Genomic DNA, 20,412 nt, shown 5'->3' on the forward strand with positions numbered 1-20,412 from the left:
AATTTCGGCTTATGGTTTACGTATTCACCCACCGTAAACCATAAGCCAGTTTACAACTTGCCAGTAGTTATCTTTTTGTCTAAGTCAGGACCCGCTCCACCTTTTGCTTTCGCCTGTTTCCATTGTTCGACCGCCTTGTCGGGTTGGCCAAGCTGGTAAAGAACATCGCCGTAGTGTTCAATGATCGTACCGCTAACGTTGGCTGGATCGGCGAGCGCTTTCTCCAGGTATTGCTTGGCTTTGGCGTAATCCTTTGATACATAGAGTATCCAGGCATAAGTGTCCAGATAGGTCGCATTGGTCGGGTGCCGTTCAATGAGCTTTTGGGCCAACTGTAAGGCGCGAGGCAGATTCTCTTTCCGTAAGGATAGAAAATAACTATAGTTATTGAGAACGTGGTCGTTGATAGGGTCTACTTTCAGAACCGCTTCGTACGACTCGTCGGATTTTGCATGATCGCCGATTCCGTTGTAAGCATCGCCTAACTGGGCGTCGATTTCTTTTCGGAGATCATTATTCGAAGTAGCTGCCAGGAGCTTTCGGCTCTCTTCGAGCGCATCGACGGCTTGCTGATATTTTCGTTTATACAGATTGGCCGACCCATTGGAATACCAGAACAGCCCTTGCGTGGGGAATACCTCAAGCGCTTTTTCGGTGTGTACCAATAAGCTATCTACCTGTTGCAATTCGCCATCTAATTGGATCAAAGCACCCCATACTTCATACACCGAGCCATCGAGCCGGGCCGCTTTGGCATAGGCATCGCGGGCTTCTGCTTTTTTACCTTGTTGCATCAGTAAATCGGCGAGCATGATCTGAGTTTTTGGGTCATTGGGCGAGGTTTTGGCCAAGTTCTGTGCCATGCCTAACGCATCTTGCCGAGCGGTTGTGTTCTCGCCAGTCATGCCGACATAACTCGATAGAATCCGGGCTTTCAAACCCGCTTCAAGATTTGGGTTGGCTAACACCTGATTCAGCTCTTTCGTTACGCGATCCATATCGCCTTTCTTGCGATAAATATCGGCCAATAGTACGTGTGCCTGAGGAAGATCAGCGTTTAGTTTAAGTGCTCGATCAATCCAGCCAATGGCCTGATCGCCCCGATCATTGGCAATAAGTAGTTCGGCCCCTTCGAGGAGGTAATCAGGATCGGAAGGTTCTGAAGCTACTAATTTTTCGGCTTCTTCAACGGCCTTGTCAATTTTGTTCTGCTTTAAATAAATCCGTTGCTTCTGACGAACGATTTCCTCATTTAGTCCCAACTCCCGCTCTACTTTATTGTAGGCATCCAGCGCCTTATCAGGTTTATCGTTGAATAAGTAGATCGCGGCTAACTCCACGCCATATTCAGCGTTTTCTGGTCCTTTTTTCAAGAGTTTTTCGTAAAGTTCTTCGGCTTCTGCATACCGCTTTTGCTTGACGTATAATTCGGCCAGCAAAAGGGAGTAAAACTTGTTTTGATTATCGATCGTATACGCTTTTGTGGCATGAGGAATAGCTTCAGTAACTTTTCCGGCCTTTAAGTATGCGTTGGCCATCGAATACTGGGCAGCCGCATTGGCAGGGTCTTTCTGAAGCACTTTTGTAAACTGCGCGATGGCCTTTGTCGGTTCGTCGGTCATCAGATAGCGCATTCCTTCCGTAAACTGAGTTTCGGCTTCTATGCGGGTTGTGGTTGTCGACCCAGCCTTGGCCAGCGATGTGTCGGGAACGGCTTTTTCACGGCGACGCTGCGCTGACGCTGGTGTCAGCGTGAGCCAAATAACCAGCCCAAGAGTACCAATCCATACGATCAGGAACTGGTTAGAGAAAAATTTGTATAACGTTTTCATGCTGGTCTGCGAATAGACGAACTTACTTACCAAAACGCGTCCTATCCCGTTCTATTGCGGCTTTGGTTGAAGTAAGCCCCTTAGACAAAGGTAGTTCAAAATGACGGAATGATTTGTATAGGTTTGGAGCAAGGGGCCGGGAGCACGGAAATTGCCTTATCTGGTTCCTTACTCTGTGTAGCCTTACCCCTATTGTAGCAAATACTTTGCCTGACATGGTATAGTATGCGGCAAATGCAGTAAAACTACGTGTTGAGAGATATATAACTTTTAGAGTGGGCAGGAGTTATCAATTGGCTAGCAGTACTGCTAAAAACTCAAAAATCGTTACCATGGAAACCCTGTACACAGCCACCGTTAGTAATATCGGCGGGCGCGAAGGTGATGTAAAGTCACTCGATGGAATTTTAGAATTAGATATTAAACGGCCAGTTGAAATGCATGGCGAAGGCGGGGCTGCGAATCCCGAAATGTTATTTGCGGCAGCGTACAGCTCCTGCTACAATGGGGCACTGATGGCCGTAGCCGAACGTCGGAAAGTTATTCTGCCCGAACACGCCGTGGAAGTGAGCATTTCGCTCAATAAAGACGGCAACAATATGTTTTTGTCAGGAAAGATTGTGGTGAAGGCTCCGGGTATGGACCACGCCCAACTACAACAACTCGCCGAATCGGCCCATATCGTCTGCCCTTACTCGAAAGCCGTGAAGGGAAATATGGATATGAAGATTGAGGTGTTGGTGTAAATGGGGCATGGAGCAAGGGACGCGGAGTAGGGAAAATCATCTACCCCGCTCCACGCCCCTTGCTCCATGCTAACTAACCCACCGCATCATAAATCTGCACACGCTGCCAAAGGTGAGCACATTTATCAACGAAGGCCAGATGAACAGGATGGGTCTGATATACATCGTGGGCGGCTTTGTCGGCGAAAACCAATGTTAGCGCAAAATCGTAACTATGGTCAATAACCGGGCGACGCGTTTCGGCTGGTGTGCCGATGTAGGCGACTGAAATTTCGGTTACTGCTTTCAGGGATTCGAGACCGGCACGAAGTGCGGTATGGTCGTCCTGGCTTTCAGGATGATGAAGCCAGAAAAAAACGGTATGAACAAACATAATATCGGTTGACAGGCTTTTAAAACTGAGCCATAAAAGTAAGCATACTTTTTATTCTTCAATCAGTCGATAAAAAGCATCTCGGTACGTTTCGCCAATGGGGACAATGGCTTGAGAGTGACCTGGATGGTTAATGTATATGCGGTTTCGTTCGATGGATTCAATGCGGTTGAGGGCCACAATGTATGATTTATGAACTCGGGCGAACTGATGGGGTGGCAGCTTTTCTTCCAGACTTTTCATGGTTTGTAGCGCCAGAATTCGCTCGGTTGGCGTATAAATCGAAACATAATCTTTTAGTCCTTCGCAATACAGAATGTCGCTCAAACTAACGCGTTGTAAGCGGTATTCTGTCTTAACGAAAATAAAATCTTTGGATGTCGCTTCAGCCGAACTAGTCGGGGTAGTATCGGACACCGGATTACTAGCAGGCACCGCCGACTGAATGGGTGGCAGCAGCTTTTGCACCGCTTTGTAGAACCGTTCGAACGAGACGGGCTTGAGCAGATAATCCACCACATTGTGTTCGTAGCCTTCCAACGCATAGGTTGAATAGGCGGTGGTCAGAATAACCCGACACTTATGGTCACTAACGGCTCGTTCTACCAATTTCAGGAATTGCATTCCTGTGAGTTCGGGCATTTGAATATCCAGAAAAACCAGATCTACCTCGCCCCGTTGTACCCGCGTCAAGGCGTCGATTGGGCTGGTCGTGGCGCCAACCAGTTCCAGAAAGGGTACTTTCCGAATGTAGTCGCTTAAAACAGCGTGGGCGAGCGGTTCGTCGTCAACAATAAGGCAGCGCATAGCAGGGCGATTATAAACTTAACTCCAGCGAACAGGCGTAACTATACTGGTCATTCGTAACATGAAGCGTATGCTGGTTGGGATAGAGCAGTGCCAGCCGCCGTTTTACATTCGTCAAGCCAATACCACCCGCCGAATCGGTTTGTCGGTTCATTTTTTTGTTGAGCGTGTCGAAACGCAATCTACCGTTTCGAACGCTTAAATCAAGCACTAACGGTTGGCTGGGGTCTGTCAGATCGCCGTGTTTAAAGGCATTTTCAACAAAGGAAACCAGCAACAACGGTTCAATTCGGAACAGGTCGGTGTTGCCCTCCACGCTAAACAAAACGTTGGCATTGGCTACCCGTAGCTTTTCAAGTTCGACGTAATTTTTCAGGTAGTCCACTTCTTTCGATAACGGTACCCGTCCTGTTCCTCCATTCTGTTCATTGCTGTCGTAGAGCATATAGCGCATCAGCTCCGACAGTTTCAGAATGGCTCCTGGCGCATCATCCGATTTGGTGTAGGCGAGGGAATAAATGTTGTTCAGTGTATTGAACAGAAAGTGCGGGTTCACCTGCGACTTCAGAAAGGCTAACTCAGCCGTGTTGCGCTCACTGACGAGTTCGCTGCGTTCCTGTTGGTGAACAAACCAGTCTTCAATGACCTTAAACGCCAGCCCAAGGCCAATGGCATAGATGGCATAAAACCGATTATCCCAGGCATAAGCGAGTTTAGAAACGTCGGGATCGTAATTAGTGAAGCCAAATAAATGCCAGTAAAGAACTTGTTCCAGCAAATAACGGATAAGAATAAATCCGCCAATAGCACCCGCTGAGCCTAAAAGTGCCCATCCGATTCGCTGCCGATTGAGCAAGTGCGTGAGCACAATGGCGTGTTCGAACCAGGCCGCCAGCCAGAAGGAAAGACTGAATGAAATCTCTAGTGGATCAAAAACTAACGCATGTTTTTTAGGGTCATTGGCATTCAAAAGCACCATAGTTGCCCAAAGCGTAAGGTAGAGCAGATTCCGAATATGGATACGGTTGTTCAAAAAAGCGGGTAGATGAAGCGTCATGACATAGCCTATTACGAGTACGAAATACTGAAGCCTAGCTGGAAGCTGCAAGTTCAATCGACCAACACCTGATTTTGACCGACCAACCCAGTTTGGGCGCTAAACACCCGTTGGTCGATTAACGAAACGGTTAGCCGATTCAAAGGTGGCGTTGGTCGAATAGAGTTGGTTGAGGCAGGAGAGAGGCCACACTTTTGAGCCATCAATTCACGAACGCATTTACAAACACCATGAAATTACTGATTTCCTTTTTCCTGACAATCATCTCGTTTCTGGCTTCGGCTCAATCGACTAAAAACGACCAGCCACTCGAAATCCTGTTTATTGCAGCAGCTCACGACTACGGTGCTAAACCGATTGAAGACTTCTCATACCCAATCAATAAAGCGCTTGCGTTTAAACCCGATGCCGTGTTTGGTGAGAATCTTTCGCCCGAAGACTACGATGCACTGGACCGCCACTGGAATAAAGAAGCCATTGATAAGCGACTGGCTTATCTGACCAAAATTGGCTATCCACTACCCAAACACCCGCAGGCGTTTATTGCCCATCAGTACAAGTTGCTTCGTAAATATCCTAACTATCATCAGGAGCGTATGAAACTGGCGCATGCTTTATACCTAACCCATGATTTCGGGAACGCGTCTTACCAGTTTTACCTGCTCGAGAAGCTACGTCCAGTTTTTGGAGCCGAGGAAATAGCCGCGTTTACCCAGATACTCGGCCCAGTTGATTCGCTCAAAAATGTTGGTTTCCGACGCTCAAACGAATATTACAACATCTTCCATCCCATTGCCCAGACGCTGAAACTGGATAAAATTATGCCGATGGACTGTCAGAAATACAACACGCCCTGGAGCGCTGCCTGGGAGAGAACGGACTCACTATATAAACTCTTCGAAAAGTCGATTGAAGCTGATACCAACTCTGCCGACTATAAAACATACCTACGATTGAACAATGAAAATAATGCCCTCCAGCGCTTGCTAAATAAGGCCAACCAGGCCGGTAAGTCAACAGCGTTTCTGAACACCGCCGATTGGGACAAATACACCGACTTTGGCAATTTTTATGGAAATCGCTATCTATTTGGGTTAAAGAATTTTCCTGAAGCGGGTGTTCGGGACATGCTGAAATACTGGACATTTCGGAATGAAGGAATGTGCCAGAACATTGTTGACCGTGCTCGAAAGATTGGCGCAAAGCGCGTTGTGGTTGGCGTAGGCGCTTCGCATAGGGAGTTGATGGTTAAGCTGTTAAAGGAGATGCCCGGTGTGACGGTGTATACCCTGAACGAATATAAGCCCTGAACCCATCAGAGGTAGTTATTCATCGGCTTTATATCCTATCGTAAGGGTATAAAGCCGATGAATAATCGGTTTTATGAATTTTTAAGAGCATATCCCATTTCTGGCAAACATTTCGCTATCTTCAAAACGTTATGTGAGTATACACGACACCCGTCAAGAACGCAACGAATGGAAGATACAACGAATACGACGAATGAGCCGTCGGGTCGTGAAAGTAACGGTCCTAAAAATGGGATTCAAAACGACAGCGCCACGGTTCGATTACCCATGATTTTGGGTATTACGCTGGCAGGTGGTATGCTCATTGGAGCCACTTTTTTCGGTGGATCGAAAAGCATGAACAGCATCGGCCACGGGTACGCGAAGTACCGGGAAATTCTGCAACTGATTGAGAATAACTACGTCGATACAGTCAATACCGACGAGCTGGTGGATTACTCGATCACAAAAATGCTCGAGAAGCTCGACCCGCACACGGCCTATATGAATCCGCAGGATGCTGTGGCCGCCCGGTCGCAGCTGGAAGGTGGTTTCGATGGCATTGGGGTTGAATTCAATATCTATAAGGACACCGTTTATGTCGTTACGCCTTTGGCCGGTGGCCCGTCTGAGGCTGCTGGTATTTTAAGTGGCGATAAGATCATTAAGGTAGACGACAAACCGCTGGCAGGTACCAAAATAGAAAACAGTGCCGTATTTAAGGCATTGCGTGGCAAACGTGGTACCGATGTTAAACTGACGATCTTACGGAAAGGCGATAAGCAACCCAAAGACTTTACCATCACCCGCGACCGAATTCCAACCTACTCAGTCGATGCAGCTTATATGATCGATGCCAAGACGGGTTACATTAAGATCAATCGTTTCTCCGAAACAACGTACGACGAGTTTAAATCTGCGTTGGCCTCGCTTAAAGCAAAAGGCATGACGCAACTGATGATGGATTTGCGGAACAACCCCGGTGGCTATATGGATCGGGCAACGAACATTGCCGACGAGTTCATTTCGGGTAATAAACTACTGGTTTATACGGATGGTAAAGACAATCGATACGACCGAAAAACGTACGCACACATTGCCGGTCAGTTTGAAGAAGGCCCGTTAGTCGTGCTGGTCGATGAGGGGAGCGCATCGGCTTCCGAAATCGTATCGGGGGCTTTGCAGGATCACGATCGGGCGTTAATTGCGGGTCGCCGTTCGTTTGGCAAAGGGCTGGTGCAAATGCCGGTGACTCTTTCCGATGGTTCTGAGCTTCGGTTAACGATCTCGCGATACTATACGCCCAGTGGCCGGAGTATTCAAAAACCCTATGTGCCAGGCCACGAAGGTGATTATGAAAAAGACCTTGAACAGCGCTCGAAACGGGGTGAATACTACGTTGCCGATTCTATCAAAAACGATCCCAAACTAAAATTCAAGACAGATGGCGGCCGGATTGTCTATGGTGGTGGCGGTATCACCCCAGATTATTTCATTCCGCGCGATTCGACCTGGCAAACGGCGTATTTAGTGCAACTTTACGGGAAGAACATCATCCGTGAGTTTGCGATGGAGTACGCTAATGACAATCAGAAGAAGCTGGAAAAAATGCCGTTCGATGAGTTCAATCGCACCGTTAACATTAACGACGAGCAGATGAACAAGTTGGTGAAAATTGCGACTAATGAAGGCATCAAGTTTAACGAGAAAGAGTTCAACCGCTCGAAAAACTACATTCGCAATCAGATCAAGGCCTTGGTAGCACGTTCGGTTTACCAGAAAAACAACAAAGCTGGTCAAAATAACGAGTTCTTCCGGGTTATCAGTAACAGCGACGATACGTTCCAGAAGGCGCTTCAACTTTTCGACCGGGCCGATAAACTCGAACACGGTACGATGTCGTATAATAATAAATAGAGGAGAAAAGGAAGAGAGGGAGGAGGGGGAGGAAAGGGACGAGAAGAAGTTTTCCCTCTTGTCCCTTTCCTCCCCCTCCTCCCTTGTCCCCTTTTATTCCTTTCTCCTTTTCGAAAACTGATACGCTAAACCCAGGAATGATTGCAGGTTTCCGGTCTTGAAGTCTTTACGAGAATAAGGGGCAAGTTCGAAGGCAACGCGTAGATTCGGCATGAAAGTTAGCGGTTTTATCCGGGCGCCTATGTGTAGCGAGTAACCCTCCAGAATATCGCGATCATCGACTCCATTCAGTGCATTGAACCGTACGCCCAGACCCGTATAGATATTTACCTGGCTCTTCCGGGAGACATTCACCATGGGGCACAATGTGGTACTGAGCGATCCGAAAACGGTGTTTGTCTGCAAACGACCATCGAACCAGAACGCACGATCGGCATTGGAACTGACGGTAACAAGACTGTTGAACGGATAATAAGCCACCGATGCTTGGCCAAAAGCAGATAGGGTGATGCCTAGCAAGAAAATAGTCAATGCGTGTTTCATAGAGCAAATCAACAACTTTATCAGGCATAAAAAAACCGAATGAACGCTAAAACGACTGTCCGGTTTTTAGGATAAGGGTACGCTCTCCAGCATGGGCATCAGTTGTCGAATGATTGGCTATACGGTTAACTTGTACTCGTTGGTCTGGTTTTCTTTGTACCTTTACAGTCCTTTGTTGCTAACTATTTACTGAAAATGTCCTGGTTCGTCCGAAAAGATAAAGGTATTCAGACCCCAACCGAAATGAAACGGGAGGCTCCCGATGGGTTGTGGTATCAATGTCCGAACTGTAAAAAAGCAATGCAGACGCGGGAGCACAAACTCAATGCGTATACCTGTATTCATTGCAACTATCACGAAAAAATCGGTTCAGAGGCCTATTTTTCGATCCTGTTCGATGATAACGAGTTCACCGAACTCGATGCGAACATGCAATCGGCTGACCCCCTGAATTTCGTGGATACAAAACCTTACCCAGCCCGAGTTAAGGCAACCATCGAAAAAACAGGCTTGAAAGATGCGGTCCGGACGGCTTATGGTCCAATGAACGGACTGACCGTAACGATGGCTGTTATGGACTTCAACTTCATCGGCGGCTCTATGGGCTCGGTGGTGGGCGAAAAAATTGCTCGTGCTATTGACCATGCGATCAAGAATAGGACGCCTTTCCTGATGATCTCCAAGTCGGGTGGTGCGCGGATGATGGAAGCTGGTTTTTCGCTCATGCAGATGGCTAAAACCTCCGCTAAATTAGCCTTGTTAGATCGGGCTAAATTGCCTTACGTCTCGCTGCTGACCGATCCGACAACGGGTGGTGTTACGGCGTCTTACGCCATGCTGGGCGATTTCAATATTTCTGAACCCGAGTCGCTGATCGGTTTTGCTGGCCCACGCGTTATTCGGGAAACCATCGGTAAAGACCTGCCCAAAGGCTTTCAAAGTGCCGAATTTGTGCTCGAGCATGGCTTCCTCGACTTCATTGTTGACCGGAAAGATCTGAAAGACAAAGTCGTGACGTTGTTTAAGATGCTACAGTAATAGTATTAGGAGTTAGGAGCGAGGAGTGAGAATGTTGGCACAAATGTTTCTGCCCGATGGATTCTCACTCCTCGCTCCTAACTCCTAACTTCTTCCACTATCTATGCGTCTCGTTTCCCATCCTGTTCTTTGCAATTACTACCTGACTTATCGCTGTAATGCGAGCTGTAGTTTTTGCGACATTTGGGAGCGCCCTTCGCCCTATATTACGCTTGAGAATGCGCGCCAGAATCTGCGTGATCTCAAAAAACTAGGCGTCCGAGTTGTTGATTTTACGGGGGGCGAGCCTTTACTGCACAGACAACTCCCCGAATTACTTCAGGAAGCCAAACAACTCGGCTTAATTACCACCGTTACGACCAATGCGCTCCTGTATCCCAAACAGGCCGAAAAACTGCGCGGATTGGTCGATATGCTTCATTTCTCACTTGATTCGCCGATAGCCGAGGAACATGACCAATCGCGGGGTGTAAAGTGCTTCGATAAGGTTATGGAGTCCATTGCCATTGCCAAACAACTGGGTGAACGACCCGATATTCTGTTTACGGTATTTGAGCACAATGTGCATCAAATCAGGCAGATGTACGAAGAAATTTGTCTGCCCAACGAGCTGGTGCTGATTCTGAACCCCGTATTCGAATACAACACCGTTGAAACCGGCGACCGCTTTTCGGAGAACGCGCTTCAACAGATGGCGTGGTGGGGAAAACAGAAAAACGTTTACCTCAACGATGGCTTTATCCAGCTTCGGCGCGATGGTGGTAACCATGTCGAAGACCCAATTTGCCGGGCAGCCAGCACGACCATTGTTATTTCTCCCGAAAATAAATTAGTCTTACCCTGCTATCACTTAGGGCTGAAAGATTTCCCCATTGACAACCATCTGTACGACCTCTACCGCTCCAACGAAGTCCAGAAACTAGTGGCTTTAGAGGGGCGCTTGCCTGCTTGTGAAGGCTGTGCCATAAACTGCTACATGCAGCCCTCATTTGCCGTTGAGGTAACTAAATATTTCTGGCGAGCTTTACCCAGTACGCTGAAATACAATTGGATGAAAGGTACCTGGAAGCAGTTGTTCTAGCTTCTTGTCATGCTAACAAAAATTACCGCTTCACGATTTTCCTCGACAAAGATCGATTGCCCGTGACCGCCCGGAGTATATATACCCCCGGCGTTAAACTCCCCATACTGATCACTTGCTCATGTTGACGGGCGGACTTGGCCGAGTCTAACTCGTAGAGTTTGCGACCACCTACATCGACTAGCTGGATCGTAGCGGTGGTTAGATTACTGGTTTGGATGATGACCTGTAGTTGATCATCTACTGGACTTGGAAAGGTGGTTAGTGTAAAATCAGAATCGAGATAATTGGGGAGTGCCGTAATAATCCCGTTTCCTTCTATAGCAGGTTCGTAAGCTGGAATCGTATTGGGTGTACCGGGCTGGTCTGTAACAATGAGGGCAATTTCCTGAATGGTTTGGCTAATTAAAATGCCATTCCGATATCCGCTTACTGAAATAACGACGCTATAATTTCCCTGTTGAGTGGGCGCATCCCAGGTCAAATCGCCCGTCCGGTTATTGAGTTTATAGGTTCCCTGATGCGTAACGTCATTGGGGAATTGGTAAGCGGTCATTGATCGATGCGCACAAAAGTCGGGCGTTGTGTTCGTCAACGGCTTAACCAATCCATAAGCCAGACTATCACCATCGGCATCGGTTGCCCGGAATGCCAGGGTGGTTTTTTGACCGAGCCCAACAGTAAATCCATTTGGCGGAATAGCTAGTGAAGGCGTTTGGTTGGACAGAGAACCCGTTATGAAGGTTGTCGTGAGCGCTAGTGGTTCCTGTTGTGCGACACTGTTTGGAATGTTGAGCGCCGGAGTTCGGTTAGCTAGCGATGTCGTTAGTGTGTATGTACCGGGTCCACTGTAAGTATGGTTAATCCGATACGTATTGATGCCAATTTTTGAACTAATGGTATTACTGCCGAGTGTAACATATAGCAGGCTTGAACGAGGAACTTCTCTTGTATTACCATCACCAAAGCAAATACTTAACGAAGAAGCTTCTGAGGTTGCGGAACCCGCATACGAATAGATAGTAGCTATTACTTCATATGTAAGCCCTGATCCTGCTACAGGCTTTACCTGAATGTAGCCACCAATTAAATGTGTAGCCTGGGCTACCTGTACGCTCAGAACTGCCAGAAATAAAAACGTTTTCATACTAGATAGGAGAAAGAGAAGGACGTGGTTTTTTGATAACTGCATATGGCTATGTAGCCATATACTTGTTTCTAAAGATTTTTTAAACGGTATTTCCGTACCTTTCTGGCATGCTGTACACCGCTACCCAAACTGCTCAACTACCCTCGGAAGGTTTCCGGTATTTACTGGTAGAGTTCAACGACCATGTGTTGACCATTACCCTGAACCGTCCAGAAAAGAAGAATGCGTTGAACCCGCCAATGCTGGCCGAGCTGGCTTTTGCGCTGGCCTTTGCCCATTACTCCGCCGATGTCTGGCTGGTTGTGCTGGCCGCTGCGGGCGATACGTTTTGCGCCGGTATGGATCTGAAAAGCTTATCATCGGGTGATGTAGAAGTAGCCACCATACCAGAGCCATCGGGACCGGTTCGCTTGGGGGAGTTGATGGCGGGATTGCATAAGCCATGTATTGCACGGGTGCAGGGCCCAGTGTATGCTGGTGGATTTTTGCTGGTAGGAGGTAGCACCTACGTTTTTGCGGCTGACTCAGCAACGTTCAGTTTGCCCGAAGTAAAACGAGGACTGTTTCCGTTTCAGGTACTGGCTGTTCTACTCGACATTATGCCTGCTCGTACGGCACTCGACCTCTGTCTGCGCGCTCGAGTGCTTTCGGTCACAGAGGCCAAGGCTATTGGATTAGTGACCGAGGTAGTATCTGCCAATGAGTTGACTGATGCCGTTTCTAAACTGACCGATGAGCTAAAGCAATTTTCGCCTACGGCTATGCAGGCTGGTTTACGAACCGCCCAGCAACTAAAACGCCTGCCGTCTGATGAACAACAGGCGTTTTTATATGAACAGTTTGTGCAACTTCAGCAAACTCCTGACGCCAAAGAAGGGATGGCAGCCTTTCTCGAAAAACGCAAACCGAAATGGGGCGGAAAAGTATATGAATAATGAATAGGTTATCTGATTGATAATCAGATGATAATGTTATTGATTGTCCATTAATAAAACTATTTCTTTGGTAAATCTGGGCAGTTTTCTTTTCGACGTGTGTCGATGATTGTCTGGATTTTCCAACTGCCATTCATCTTTACGAGCGTAAAGGCATTGACACCACAGTGACTTTTGGTGTCGTTACGATAAAAAACATAGGGTGTCCAGGCGGTGGCTAGTTCTGCATCAATTTTTACCTCTATGCTGGCCAGGCGCTCATCTAGTGTTCCTGCTGTTGCTTTGCCTATCGAATTGATAAACAGTGAAATGGCGTCGTCTCGTACCGAGATATCACCTTGTTTGTTCGCCACTGTCTGTAACCGGGCAGTTGGTGTAAATAGCGGCTTCAAGATGGTTGAATCAGCTTTCTGCATCCCTTCAAAAAGTCGGTTTACAGTGGATTTTACAGCTGCCTCTTCGTTATTCGATTGAGCAAAAACAGAGGTTGTTAAAAACAGACAGGATAGTAGCAGTACGAGCTTCATTTGATATGTTGGTTTCCGAGAGAAGGCCTGAAACGCTAAATATACTGATTTACAATCATTTCATATAGATACTGCTTGCCAATCATTGAAAGTGCCCATGCAACATGTTTCCTTATTTGTCAATAACCGTTCAACTCGCTTTCGACGTGGTTTTTGTTTTACCTTCTTCGGTTAGTGCACCACTTTGCTGGCGGGTCATTTTTTTGACGTACTCAACGCGCCGAAATCGCAACGCACTCCAATCCTCGTCGATAGCAACCATTCTGACGGGTTCAAAGCCCAGCGTTCCCAAAACAGCCCAGCCGGTATCGCGATTGAAATCACATTTGTGCTTTTTAGAACTGCCTTTGGGGTACGTCATCCAAAGGATGCAATCGCCTTTCAGTTTGTCGGCCAGAATCGGGGTTAACGAATCCACTTCCTGCTGCGTTTTTACGAAGGCAATAGCAAACTCACCGACTTGAATCTGTTGAGGATCAGTAACGATCATCGTCACAGGTCGCATTTCATCGACGACAGGCGCAAACTCAGCGGGCGAGTTAATAACCGCAATTTCGGGCTGAGATTTATAATTAAGTTTTGCGAAGATTGGGTTCATAGGAAAAGGGTGAAGGCTTTGTGAAATGACTATTGGGCAGGTATTGGGACGTAAAAGCTATCGGCTTGTTTAAAGGGAACAGGTATTGAATATTGATACTCACCCGTTGTTTTTTCGGTCAATAGCTGATCGCGCGGAAGTACTTTGGCATCGGATGCCCAGAATTTGGTATCAATCGCAAATTCGGTCTTAAAATCTTTATCGGTCGACAGCGTCAAGTAGTTGCGGAACGTAAAGGGCGACTGATCCGCTGAATACGAGTATAATTTGACATCAACATTTTTTGTCTCAACCCATTTCCCTTTTTCTCGCTCAATTTTGAAAGGTCCTGAAAGCTGAACAGTCCCTGACGGAACGACCAGAAATTGTTCTTTTTCGAGTTTCGTCTGGGGCGGAATAAAGCTAATCTTATCGGCCTTCGCCATGGTTCCACTCAATGAGGTAGTCGTATAGCGAGAATATCGTGACGATGTTCCTGTCATTGATACATCGGCTACATCGTACCAGTAATCTACTTTATTCTGACCAATGATGAATGAAGATCGCTTCCAGTCAACGTATAAGGGCTGTTTGAGTTTATTGAGTAAGCTAATGTGCATCAGTCCACGTTCACTCGCAAAACTATAGCGAAGGGTCAGCGTGTCGTTATCCATTATCAAACCTTCCTCGGCTGGTTGAACATTGGAACCTCGTAGCGTAATGACCTGAACAGTAGGCGAGCAGCTAGCCAGAGCGATTAATGTGCAGAAAAGTAAAGTGAGACGTTTCATATCATAAAGTGGATTTGATTGATGAACCGGCATTGATGAATGAATTATTGTCGTCTCGGCAAAATAACAAAGAATCCATCTTTCTGGGCAAATGGCTTTGTATTAACGTATAAGCCATTGGCTTGTCTGACTTCAACACCCGCCACTTGTGGTTTCGGTTCAACCCGTATGGCCGATGCCCAGAATTGCGTATCGATATAAAACTCCGTTTTAAAATCCTTATCGACCGATAGAGTTAAGTAGTTGCGGAAATGGAGAGGGGATTGTTCGGGCAGATAGGTATAGGCACGAACCGTTATTGTCTTTTTTGAATTAGCCGACCATCGGGCCTGTTCCTGACTAACAATCGGCATACCAGGCATGGGTACTGTTCCATTCGGGAATACGATAAATTGTCGCTTAATCGCTTTGGTATGTGGCGGAATAAAAGAAATAGGATTATCTTTTGAAATAGTGCCTTCTGTAGAAGAATTTATTGACGAAAAATTAGATTTTCCATATCGATAGATATACCCCGAACTCGACAGGTTTACATTAGCTACATCATACCAATAGTCGAACGTTTTTTGCCCAATAATAAACGATGATCGTTTCCAGTCAATATAGAGTGGCTTGTTAAGCTTGTTAACAACAGAAACCTGCATTTCGCCCCGTTCACTGGCAAAATTGTAGCGAAGTGTAAGGGTATCATTGTCTAATACCAGCCCTTCACTAACCGGATTAACGTTTGACCCCCGCAAGGTAACTACCTGTACGGTAGGCATACAGCCTAAGAAAATCACCGAAAAAAGTAATAATAGAGCCAGGCGTTTCATATCCTTTTTTTGATAAAGTAAACTACTGGTTTGATCGCATATATTAAAGGTTTCTTAATTTTGACAACCACCGTCCATAAGCATCCCGATACGCTTCCTGCACCAGCATATCAAATTCTTTTTTGTTACGTGCAGTAGTATGGAGAACAATTATAAATGAATCGTTCCCGAACGGTAAATGGCTAAACAGCCATCAATTTCCATTAATTTGTCAGTCACAAATGATTCAATCGTAGGCTTATAGCGAGTCAGTAACTCAACAATCTCGTCGTTAGTTAAATTGCCCGTTCGCAGCCAGATTATTTTTGGAGGAGGACCATAAAGCGTTGTTAGATTGTATAGATCTTCATCAAAGGTGACAACTGTGAAGCCATTTTGGCGACTAAATTCCCAAATAACTCGATCATCCTGATTGTAGAGCCCATTCTCACGCACGCCTTCAATTACAGGAAAATACTCCTTAAGCTTTTTAACAACACGGAATGAAATGTTCTGGTCGAGTAGAAGTTTCATGCAGCTACTCGAAGATAGTTCTCTTTATGAGCGGCAAAGGCCAGACTGGCATAAATGTCATCTTTGGTTAGCTCTGGGAAATCACTGATAATATCATCCATTGACATGCCAGAGGCTAACCAGGCTAAAATATCACCAACAGTAATGCGCATACCTCGAATACAAGGTTTGCCTCCTCGCTTGCCCGGTTCAATTGTGATAATTTGACGATAGTCGACCATAGTTCATATCCATTTATACAAAATTAATCAACTAATAGTCATTTTGTTAACATCGAAAGCCACCGTCCATAAGCATCCCGATACGCTTCCTGCGCCCGCATATTGGGCTCAATTGTCTTGGTTACGTGTAATTCGGTGAAGGCTTCTTGGGCTGTTTTATAGTAGCCTAATCCTAAGCCAGCTCCACGGGCAGCGCCCTGTGCGCCATCGGTATTGTATAGCTCAATGGTAGCGCCAGTTAGGTTGGCCATTGTGTCGCGGAAGAGGGGACTGAGGAACATATTGGCTTCACCTGCCCGGATGGTTTGTAAACCTACGCCCACGCTTTCCATGATCTGGATGCCATAATAAAGCGCAAACACGATACCTTCCTGTGCCGCCCGAATCATGTGTGGCAGGCCGTGACGAGTTAGCTGAAGACCATGAAACGAAGCGCCCAAGTCGGCGTTTTCAAGCATACGTTCGGCTCCGTTGCCAAAGGGTAAACACACCAGTCCGTCGGCACCAATAGGCGACTCGTGCGCCAGTCGATTCATATCGTCATAACCAATCGATCGGCCTAGTACCTGATTCCGAAGCCAGCTGTTTAAAATACCTGTTCCGTTTACGCATAGTAAAACGCCATAACGTGGCGTCTCAACCAAGCTGTTAACGTGCAGAAACGTATTTACCCGCGATTTTGGGTCGTATTTGGCCTGGTCACTCACCCCGTATACAACGCCCGATGTACCAGCCGTTGCCGCAATCTGACCGGGTTCCAGTACATTCAATGAAAAAGCATTATTCGGCTGATCGCCAGCGCGATAGGTAACGGGCGTGCCAGCAGCAAGACCCAGTTCGATGGCAGCAGTTGCCGTTATTTCGCCTTGTTGGGCAAAGGTTGGCTTAATCGTTGGAATTAAAGAGGCATCAAAATCAAAATAATCGAGCAGGAATTTAGCCGGTTGATTGGCCTGAAAATCCCAGAAAGCGCCTTCTGAAAGTCCCGATGCGGTCGTAACAATGTCGCCTGTCATGCGGGCGGCCAGATAATCGCCAGGAAGCATGAATTTATCCACCTGAGCGTACACATCGGGTTCGTTGGCTTTGACCCAGGCTAGTTTTGCCGCCGTGAAGTTGCCGGGAGAGTTAAGCAGATGATGCAGCGTATGATCATGGCCAAGGGCATCAAACGCCTGATTACCATACGGAACGGCCCGGCTATCGCACCAGATAATAGAGGGGCGTAATACATTGAAATCCTTGTCGACCACCACAAGCCCATGCATCTGGTACGAAATGCCAATGGCTTTCACATCGCCGGGGTTGATATTGGTCTGTTGCATCACGGCCTTGCTGGCCAGGCAGGCATTTTGCCACCAGATTTCAGGCTGTTGTTCCGCGAATCCCGGCTGCGGGGCCTCGATAACCATTTCGGGTTGAGGGAAGAAGGCTGATGCGACAACTTTGCCACTGTCGGCATCTAATAAGCTGGCTTTAACAGACGAACTGCCAAGATCGAATCCAAGAAAATACATAGGGCTACCGGAATTAGGAAATCCGTTGCTAAAGTACAACGAGACAAGGATAATCAGTAAGTACAGCAAAAATGTCTCTTATCTTGCACATTATTTGACTCCTATGAAACGATTTCTACTTTTTGTGGCCCTTGACTTAGTCATAAAATCAGCTGGATTTGCGCAGGCACCCACGCCCGATTGGACAAATCAATACTGGCCTGCCCGCTGGATTATACATCCAACAGCTCCAGCCCGTCAATACGGCATTTATCATTTCCGAAAAGGCATTGATTTAGCACAAAAACCGACTCGCTTTGTGGTGCATATTTCGGCCGACAACCGCTACCGATTTTTTGTCAATGGAAAAGCGGTAGCGCTGGGCCCCGCTCGTAGTGATACCCAGAACTGGAACTACGAAACACTTGATCTGGCGCCTTTTCTGCAAGCAGGCCATAATGTGCTGGCGGCACAGGTGTGGTACATGGGTGAGAGTGCGCCGTTTGCGCAGATGAGCTATCAGTTTGGTTTTCTGCTCCAAGGCGATGGCGAAGCTGAAAAGGTGGTTAATACCGATGCCAGTTGGAAGGTGTTCCAGAATCCGTCGTACTCGCCCGTCAAAAACGATATTCCAAAACTACGTACGTACATTGTTATGGGTGATGGCGATCGTATCGATGCGGCTAGATACCCCTGGGGATGGGAGCAGACCAATTTTGACGATAAAGCCTGGGCAACCGCCAAACCGTTTGGCTTTCCAACGAAACCGCGTGGGTTAGGCACCGACGGTAACTGGGCACTAGTGCCTCGAACTATTCCGATGATGGAGGAAACTGTTGTTCGACTGGCAGCGGTTCGACGGAGCGAAAATGGGAAGATGGATGCGGCTTTTTTGCAGGGTAAAGCACCCGTAACGGTTCCGGCTAACACAAAAGCAGTGTTCATGCTCGATCAGAGTTATCTGACCAATGCCTATCCTGAACTAACGGTTAGCAAAGGCAAAGGAGCCCTTATAACGCTCTCGTATGCCGAAGCACTGATTGACGCAAAAGGACAGAAAGGAAACCGGAATGACGTAGAAGGGCGAACAATGCGTGGGTTCGACGATCAGCTTGTGGCTGATGGCAGCGACAAACGAATCTTCCGACCGCTCTGGTTTCGTACGTATCGCTACCTCCAGCTGACGGTTGAAACGAAAGACGAACCGCTGGTTCTGGACGATCTGGTCGGGAAATTCACCGGGTATCCGTTTGAAGAGAAAGCGAAATTTGCGGCCAGCGATACGACCTTGAAAGCGCTCTGGAACGTTGGCTGGCGAACCGCCCGACTTTGTGCAGGCGAAACCTACTACGACTGCCCCTATTACGAGCAACTTCAATACACGGGCGACACCCGGATTCAGGCCATGATTTCGCTCTACGTAACGGGCGACGACCGACTGATGCGGAAAGCTATTACTGATTACGACCATAGCCGTTTCAACGATGGTCTTACACAAAGTCGTTACCCGTCGGCTGATTTTCAGGTGATTCCTACTTTTTCACTATACTGGGTCTGCATGGTGCATGATTATTGGATGCATCGGCAGGACGATGCCTTTGTGAAATCGATGTTGCCCGGTATTCTGGGTGTATTGAACTGGCATGAACAGCGTATTGCCAAAACGGGTCTTAACGGACCATTGGAGTGGTGGAACTTTGTAGACTGGTCGAAGTGGAAAAATGCAAAGGATGAAATTTCGGGAGGTATTCCAAATGGAGCGCGTAAAGGCGGGTCCAGCATTCTATCGTTGCAACAGGCGTACACCTACATTCGGGCTGCGGATCTGCTGGCGCATTACGGGAAAAATGAACTGGCAGAACACTACCGCGAACTCGCCCGACGCTTGAATAAAGCAGTTTACGAGCAGTGCTGGGATGCCGGTCGTAATTTATTCGCCGACACGCCCGATAAGAATTCATTTAGCCAGCACGCCAATATCCTGGCTGTGCTGACGAATGCCGTCCCTGCTACGCAACAGGCTGCTCTGTTGCAGAAAACAATGGCTGACACGTCGCTGACGCAGGCCACGTTCTATTTCAAATTCTACCTGTTTGAAGCGCTTAAAAAGACGGGCCTGGGTGATCAGTTTATTGCTCAGCTAAAACCCTGGCGCGATATGTTGGCCATTGGCTTAACAACCTTCGCCGAAAACCCTGAACCGACTCGTTCAGATTGTCATGCCTGGAGTGCATCACCTTTATACGAATTCCTTTCCACTACCTGCGGCATCCGAACCGCCGAACCCGGCTTCAAATCTGTACGTATCGAACCGTTTATGGGCGACCTAACCAGCGTTGAAGGAAAGATGCCGCATCCATCGGGCGAGATTGCCGTGCAGTTTCAGAAATCACCAACGGGGGCATTGACCGGTAGTGTTACGCTTCCTGCTAACTTAAGCGGCACCTTGCGCTGGAAAGGGAAATCACTGCCGCTGAAGGCTGGGAAACAAACCGTGAGTTTGTGATGTAACGCGGACAGGATGTCCGCATAGCTGTAAAACTAAACTTTACCTATCTGGACAATGTCCACGTTACTTAAAAATAACGTGAATAATGGATTAATTCTGGAGTTGTCGACTGATTGTTAGCTATTTATAATATACTTTTTGTCATGAACTGTGTCAAAAGTCAAGTTTTAGGCCAAATTTTGTTTGGGTAAGCCA

Annotated in this window: 21 protein-coding genes; 7 read left to right on the forward strand and 14 right to left on the reverse strand. The window is 47.2% G+C overall.

The annotated features are described in order from the left end of the window. Positions 1-50: 50 nt before the first annotated feature. Entirely contained in the window at positions 51-1,832 is a 1,782-nt protein-coding gene (locus ACYVGR_RS16035) for a tetratricopeptide repeat protein (RefSeq protein ID WP_460958385.1), read from the reverse strand. A 332-nt stretch (positions 1,833-2,164) separates the two neighbouring features. On the opposite strand from ACYVGR_RS16035, the gene ACYVGR_RS16040 reads away from it, so the two are divergent. Then, positions 2,165-2,578, forward strand: coding sequence for an Ohr family peroxiredoxin (locus ACYVGR_RS16040; RefSeq protein ID WP_460958387.1), 414 nt, complete (start codon positions 2,165-2,167; stop codon positions 2,576-2,578). 73 nt (positions 2,579-2,651) lie between these two features. On the opposite strand, the gene ACYVGR_RS16045 is transcribed toward ACYVGR_RS16040, so the two are convergent. The 4 genes from ACYVGR_RS16045 to ACYVGR_RS16060 are packed head-to-tail and all read right to left on the reverse strand — an operon-like array spanning position 2,652 to position 5,018. Then, positions 2,652-2,951: a Dabb family protein gene (locus ACYVGR_RS16045; protein ID WP_460958389.1), complete on the reverse strand. Its 300-nt coding sequence runs from the start codon at positions 2,949-2,951 to the stop codon at positions 2,652-2,654. 51 nt (positions 2,952-3,002) lie between these two features. Continuing rightward, positions 3,003-3,758: a LytR/AlgR family response regulator transcription factor gene (locus ACYVGR_RS16050; RefSeq protein ID WP_460958391.1), complete on the reverse strand. Its 756-nt coding sequence runs from the start codon at positions 3,756-3,758 to the stop codon at positions 3,003-3,005. A 10-nt stretch (positions 3,759-3,768) separates the two neighbouring features. Next, a complete protein-coding gene (locus tag ACYVGR_RS16055) occupies positions 3,769-4,815 on the reverse strand; it encodes a sensor histidine kinase (RefSeq protein ID WP_460958393.1) in 1,047 nt (348 codons plus the stop codon). A gap of 53 nt (positions 4,816-4,868) precedes the next feature. Further along, the gene (locus ACYVGR_RS16060) at positions 4,869-5,018 is read right to left on the reverse strand and encodes a hypothetical protein (protein WP_460958395.1); all 150 of its coding nucleotides are present in this window, start codon (positions 5,016-5,018) and stop codon (positions 4,869-4,871) included. 27 nt (positions 5,019-5,045) lie between these two features. Between ACYVGR_RS16060 and ACYVGR_RS16065 the strand changes: the two genes are divergently transcribed. Further along, the gene (locus ACYVGR_RS16065; protein WP_460958397.1) at positions 5,046-6,125 is read left to right on the forward strand and encodes a DUF5694 domain-containing protein; all 1,080 of its coding nucleotides are present in this window, start codon (positions 5,046-5,048) and stop codon (positions 6,123-6,125) included. A gap of 168 nt (positions 6,126-6,293) precedes the next feature. Next, a complete protein-coding gene (locus ACYVGR_RS16070) occupies positions 6,294-8,021 on the forward strand; it encodes a S41 family peptidase (RefSeq protein WP_460958399.1) in 1,728 nt (575 codons plus the stop codon). Positions 8,022-8,114: 93 nt separating this feature from the next. On the opposite strand, the gene ACYVGR_RS16075 is transcribed toward ACYVGR_RS16070, so the two are convergent. After that, entirely contained in the window at positions 8,115-8,564 is a 450-nt protein-coding gene (locus tag ACYVGR_RS16075; RefSeq protein WP_460958401.1) for a hypothetical protein, read from the reverse strand. Between the two features lie 195 nt (positions 8,565-8,759). Between ACYVGR_RS16075 and accD the strand changes: the two genes are divergently transcribed. Further along, positions 8,760-9,602, forward strand: a complete 843-nt coding sequence (accD, locus tag ACYVGR_RS16080) for an acetyl-CoA carboxylase, carboxyltransferase subunit beta (protein ID WP_460958403.1) — start codon at positions 8,760-8,762, stop codon at positions 9,600-9,602. A gap of 103 nt (positions 9,603-9,705) precedes the next feature. Then, positions 9,706-10,683 carry a radical SAM protein gene (locus tag ACYVGR_RS16085; protein WP_460958405.1) on the forward strand — a complete coding sequence of 326 codons (978 nt, stop codon included), beginning with the start codon at positions 9,706-9,708 and terminating at the stop codon, positions 10,681-10,683. 22 nt (positions 10,684-10,705) lie between these two features. Here ACYVGR_RS16085 and ACYVGR_RS16090 read toward each other — a convergent pair whose 3' ends face one another. Further along, positions 10,706-11,830, reverse strand: a complete 1,125-nt coding sequence (locus ACYVGR_RS16090; protein WP_460958407.1) for a T9SS type A sorting domain-containing protein — start codon at positions 11,828-11,830, stop codon at positions 10,706-10,708. A gap of 110 nt (positions 11,831-11,940) precedes the next feature. Between ACYVGR_RS16090 and ACYVGR_RS16095 the strand changes: the two genes are divergently transcribed. Beyond that, positions 11,941-12,768, forward strand: a complete 828-nt coding sequence (locus tag ACYVGR_RS16095) for an enoyl-CoA hydratase-related protein (protein WP_460958409.1) — start codon at positions 11,941-11,943, stop codon at positions 12,766-12,768. 59 nt (positions 12,769-12,827) lie between these two features. Here ACYVGR_RS16095 and ACYVGR_RS16100 read toward each other — a convergent pair whose 3' ends face one another. The 7 genes from ACYVGR_RS16100 to ACYVGR_RS16130 form a co-directional block, all read right to left on the reverse strand. After that, a complete protein-coding gene (locus ACYVGR_RS16100; protein WP_460958411.1) occupies positions 12,828-13,295 on the reverse strand; it encodes a nuclear transport factor 2 family protein in 468 nt (155 codons plus the stop codon). Positions 13,296-13,425: 130 nt separating this feature from the next. Next, a complete protein-coding gene (locus ACYVGR_RS16105; protein WP_460958413.1) occupies positions 13,426-13,893 on the reverse strand; it encodes a hypothetical protein in 468 nt (155 codons plus the stop codon). A 29-nt stretch (positions 13,894-13,922) separates the two neighbouring features. Then, positions 13,923-14,663: a putative periplasmic lipoprotein gene (locus ACYVGR_RS16110; RefSeq protein WP_460958415.1), complete on the reverse strand. Its 741-nt coding sequence runs from the start codon at positions 14,661-14,663 to the stop codon at positions 13,923-13,925. 44 nt (positions 14,664-14,707) lie between these two features. Beyond that, positions 14,708-15,478, reverse strand: a complete 771-nt coding sequence (locus tag ACYVGR_RS16115; RefSeq protein ID WP_460958417.1) for a hypothetical protein — start codon at positions 15,476-15,478, stop codon at positions 14,708-14,710. 150 nt (positions 15,479-15,628) lie between these two features. After that, positions 15,629-15,991, reverse strand: a complete 363-nt coding sequence (locus ACYVGR_RS16120) for a DUF5615 family PIN-like protein (RefSeq protein ID WP_460958419.1) — start codon at positions 15,989-15,991, stop codon at positions 15,629-15,631. Continuing rightward, positions 15,988-16,212 (reverse strand): DUF433 domain-containing protein, encoded by a 225-nt coding sequence (locus ACYVGR_RS16125; protein ID WP_460958421.1) that lies wholly within the window; start codon positions 16,210-16,212, stop codon positions 15,988-15,990. The genes ACYVGR_RS16120 and ACYVGR_RS16125 overlap by 4 nt, the downstream gene beginning before the upstream one ends. A 38-nt stretch (positions 16,213-16,250) precedes the next feature. Then, positions 16,251-17,729 (reverse strand): xylulokinase, encoded by a 1,479-nt coding sequence (locus tag ACYVGR_RS16130; RefSeq protein ID WP_460958423.1) that lies wholly within the window; start codon positions 17,727-17,729, stop codon positions 16,251-16,253. Between the two features lie 103 nt (positions 17,730-17,832). Here ACYVGR_RS16130 and ACYVGR_RS16135 point away from each other — a divergent pair, with 103 nt between their 5' ends. After that, positions 17,833-20,214: an alpha-L-rhamnosidase-related protein gene (locus ACYVGR_RS16135; protein WP_460958425.1), complete on the forward strand. Its 2,382-nt coding sequence runs from the start codon at positions 17,833-17,835 to the stop codon at positions 20,212-20,214. Positions 20,215-20,412 lie beyond the last annotated feature (198 nt).

The organism is Spirosoma litoris (assembly GCF_054776755.1).

Excerpts from the sequence above, each read along its gene's own strand:
- ACYVGR_RS16035 (WP_460958385.1), bottom strand. The coding sequence starts at position 1,832 with ATGAAAACGTTATACAAATTTTTCTCTAACCAGTTCCTGATCGTATGG.
- ACYVGR_RS16040 (WP_460958387.1), top strand. The coding sequence starts at position 2,165 with ATGGAAACCCTGTACACAGCCACCGTTAGTAATATCGGCGGGCGCGAA.
- ACYVGR_RS16045 (WP_460958389.1), bottom strand. The coding sequence starts at position 2,951 with ATGTTTGTTCATACCGTTTTTTTCTGGCTTCATCATCCTGAAAGCCAG.
- ACYVGR_RS16050 (WP_460958391.1), bottom strand. The coding sequence starts at position 3,758 with ATGCGCTGCCTTATTGTTGACGACGAACCGCTCGCCCACGCTGTTTTA.
- ACYVGR_RS16055 (WP_460958393.1), bottom strand. The coding sequence starts at position 4,815 with ATGACGCTTCATCTACCCGCTTTTTTGAACAACCGTATCCATATTCGG.
- ACYVGR_RS16060 (WP_460958395.1), bottom strand. The coding sequence starts at position 5,018 with ATGGCTCAAAAGTGTGGCCTCTCTCCTGCCTCAACCAACTCTATTCGA.
- ACYVGR_RS16065 (WP_460958397.1), top strand. The coding sequence starts at position 5,046 with ATGAAATTACTGATTTCCTTTTTCCTGACAATCATCTCGTTTCTGGCT.
- ACYVGR_RS16070 (WP_460958399.1), top strand. The coding sequence starts at position 6,294 with ATGGAAGATACAACGAATACGACGAATGAGCCGTCGGGTCGTGAAAGT.
- ACYVGR_RS16075 (WP_460958401.1), bottom strand. The coding sequence starts at position 8,564 with ATGAAACACGCATTGACTATTTTCTTGCTAGGCATCACCCTATCTGCT.
- accD (WP_460958403.1), top strand. The coding sequence starts at position 8,760 with ATGTCCTGGTTCGTCCGAAAAGATAAAGGTATTCAGACCCCAACCGAA.
- ACYVGR_RS16085 (WP_460958405.1), top strand. The coding sequence starts at position 9,706 with ATGCGTCTCGTTTCCCATCCTGTTCTTTGCAATTACTACCTGACTTAT.
- ACYVGR_RS16090 (WP_460958407.1), bottom strand. The coding sequence starts at position 11,830 with ATGAAAACGTTTTTATTTCTGGCAGTTCTGAGCGTACAGGTAGCCCAG.
- ACYVGR_RS16095 (WP_460958409.1), top strand. The coding sequence starts at position 11,941 with ATGCTGTACACCGCTACCCAAACTGCTCAACTACCCTCGGAAGGTTTC.
- ACYVGR_RS16100 (WP_460958411.1), bottom strand. The coding sequence starts at position 13,295 with ATGAAGCTCGTACTGCTACTATCCTGTCTGTTTTTAACAACCTCTGTT.
- ACYVGR_RS16105 (WP_460958413.1), bottom strand. The coding sequence starts at position 13,893 with ATGAACCCAATCTTCGCAAAACTTAATTATAAATCTCAGCCCGAAATT.
- ACYVGR_RS16110 (WP_460958415.1), bottom strand. The coding sequence starts at position 14,663 with ATGAAACGTCTCACTTTACTTTTCTGCACATTAATCGCTCTGGCTAGC.
- ACYVGR_RS16115 (WP_460958417.1), bottom strand. The coding sequence starts at position 15,478 with ATGAAACGCCTGGCTCTATTATTACTTTTTTCGGTGATTTTCTTAGGC.
- ACYVGR_RS16120 (WP_460958419.1), bottom strand. The coding sequence starts at position 15,991 with ATGAAACTTCTACTCGACCAGAACATTTCATTCCGTGTTGTTAAAAAG.
- ACYVGR_RS16125 (WP_460958421.1), bottom strand. The coding sequence starts at position 16,212 with ATGGTCGACTATCGTCAAATTATCACAATTGAACCGGGCAAGCGAGGA.
- ACYVGR_RS16130 (WP_460958423.1), bottom strand. The coding sequence starts at position 17,729 with ATGTATTTTCTTGGATTCGATCTTGGCAGTTCGTCTGTTAAAGCCAGC.
- ACYVGR_RS16135 (WP_460958425.1), top strand. The coding sequence starts at position 17,833 with ATGAAACGATTTCTACTTTTTGTGGCCCTTGACTTAGTCATAAAATCA.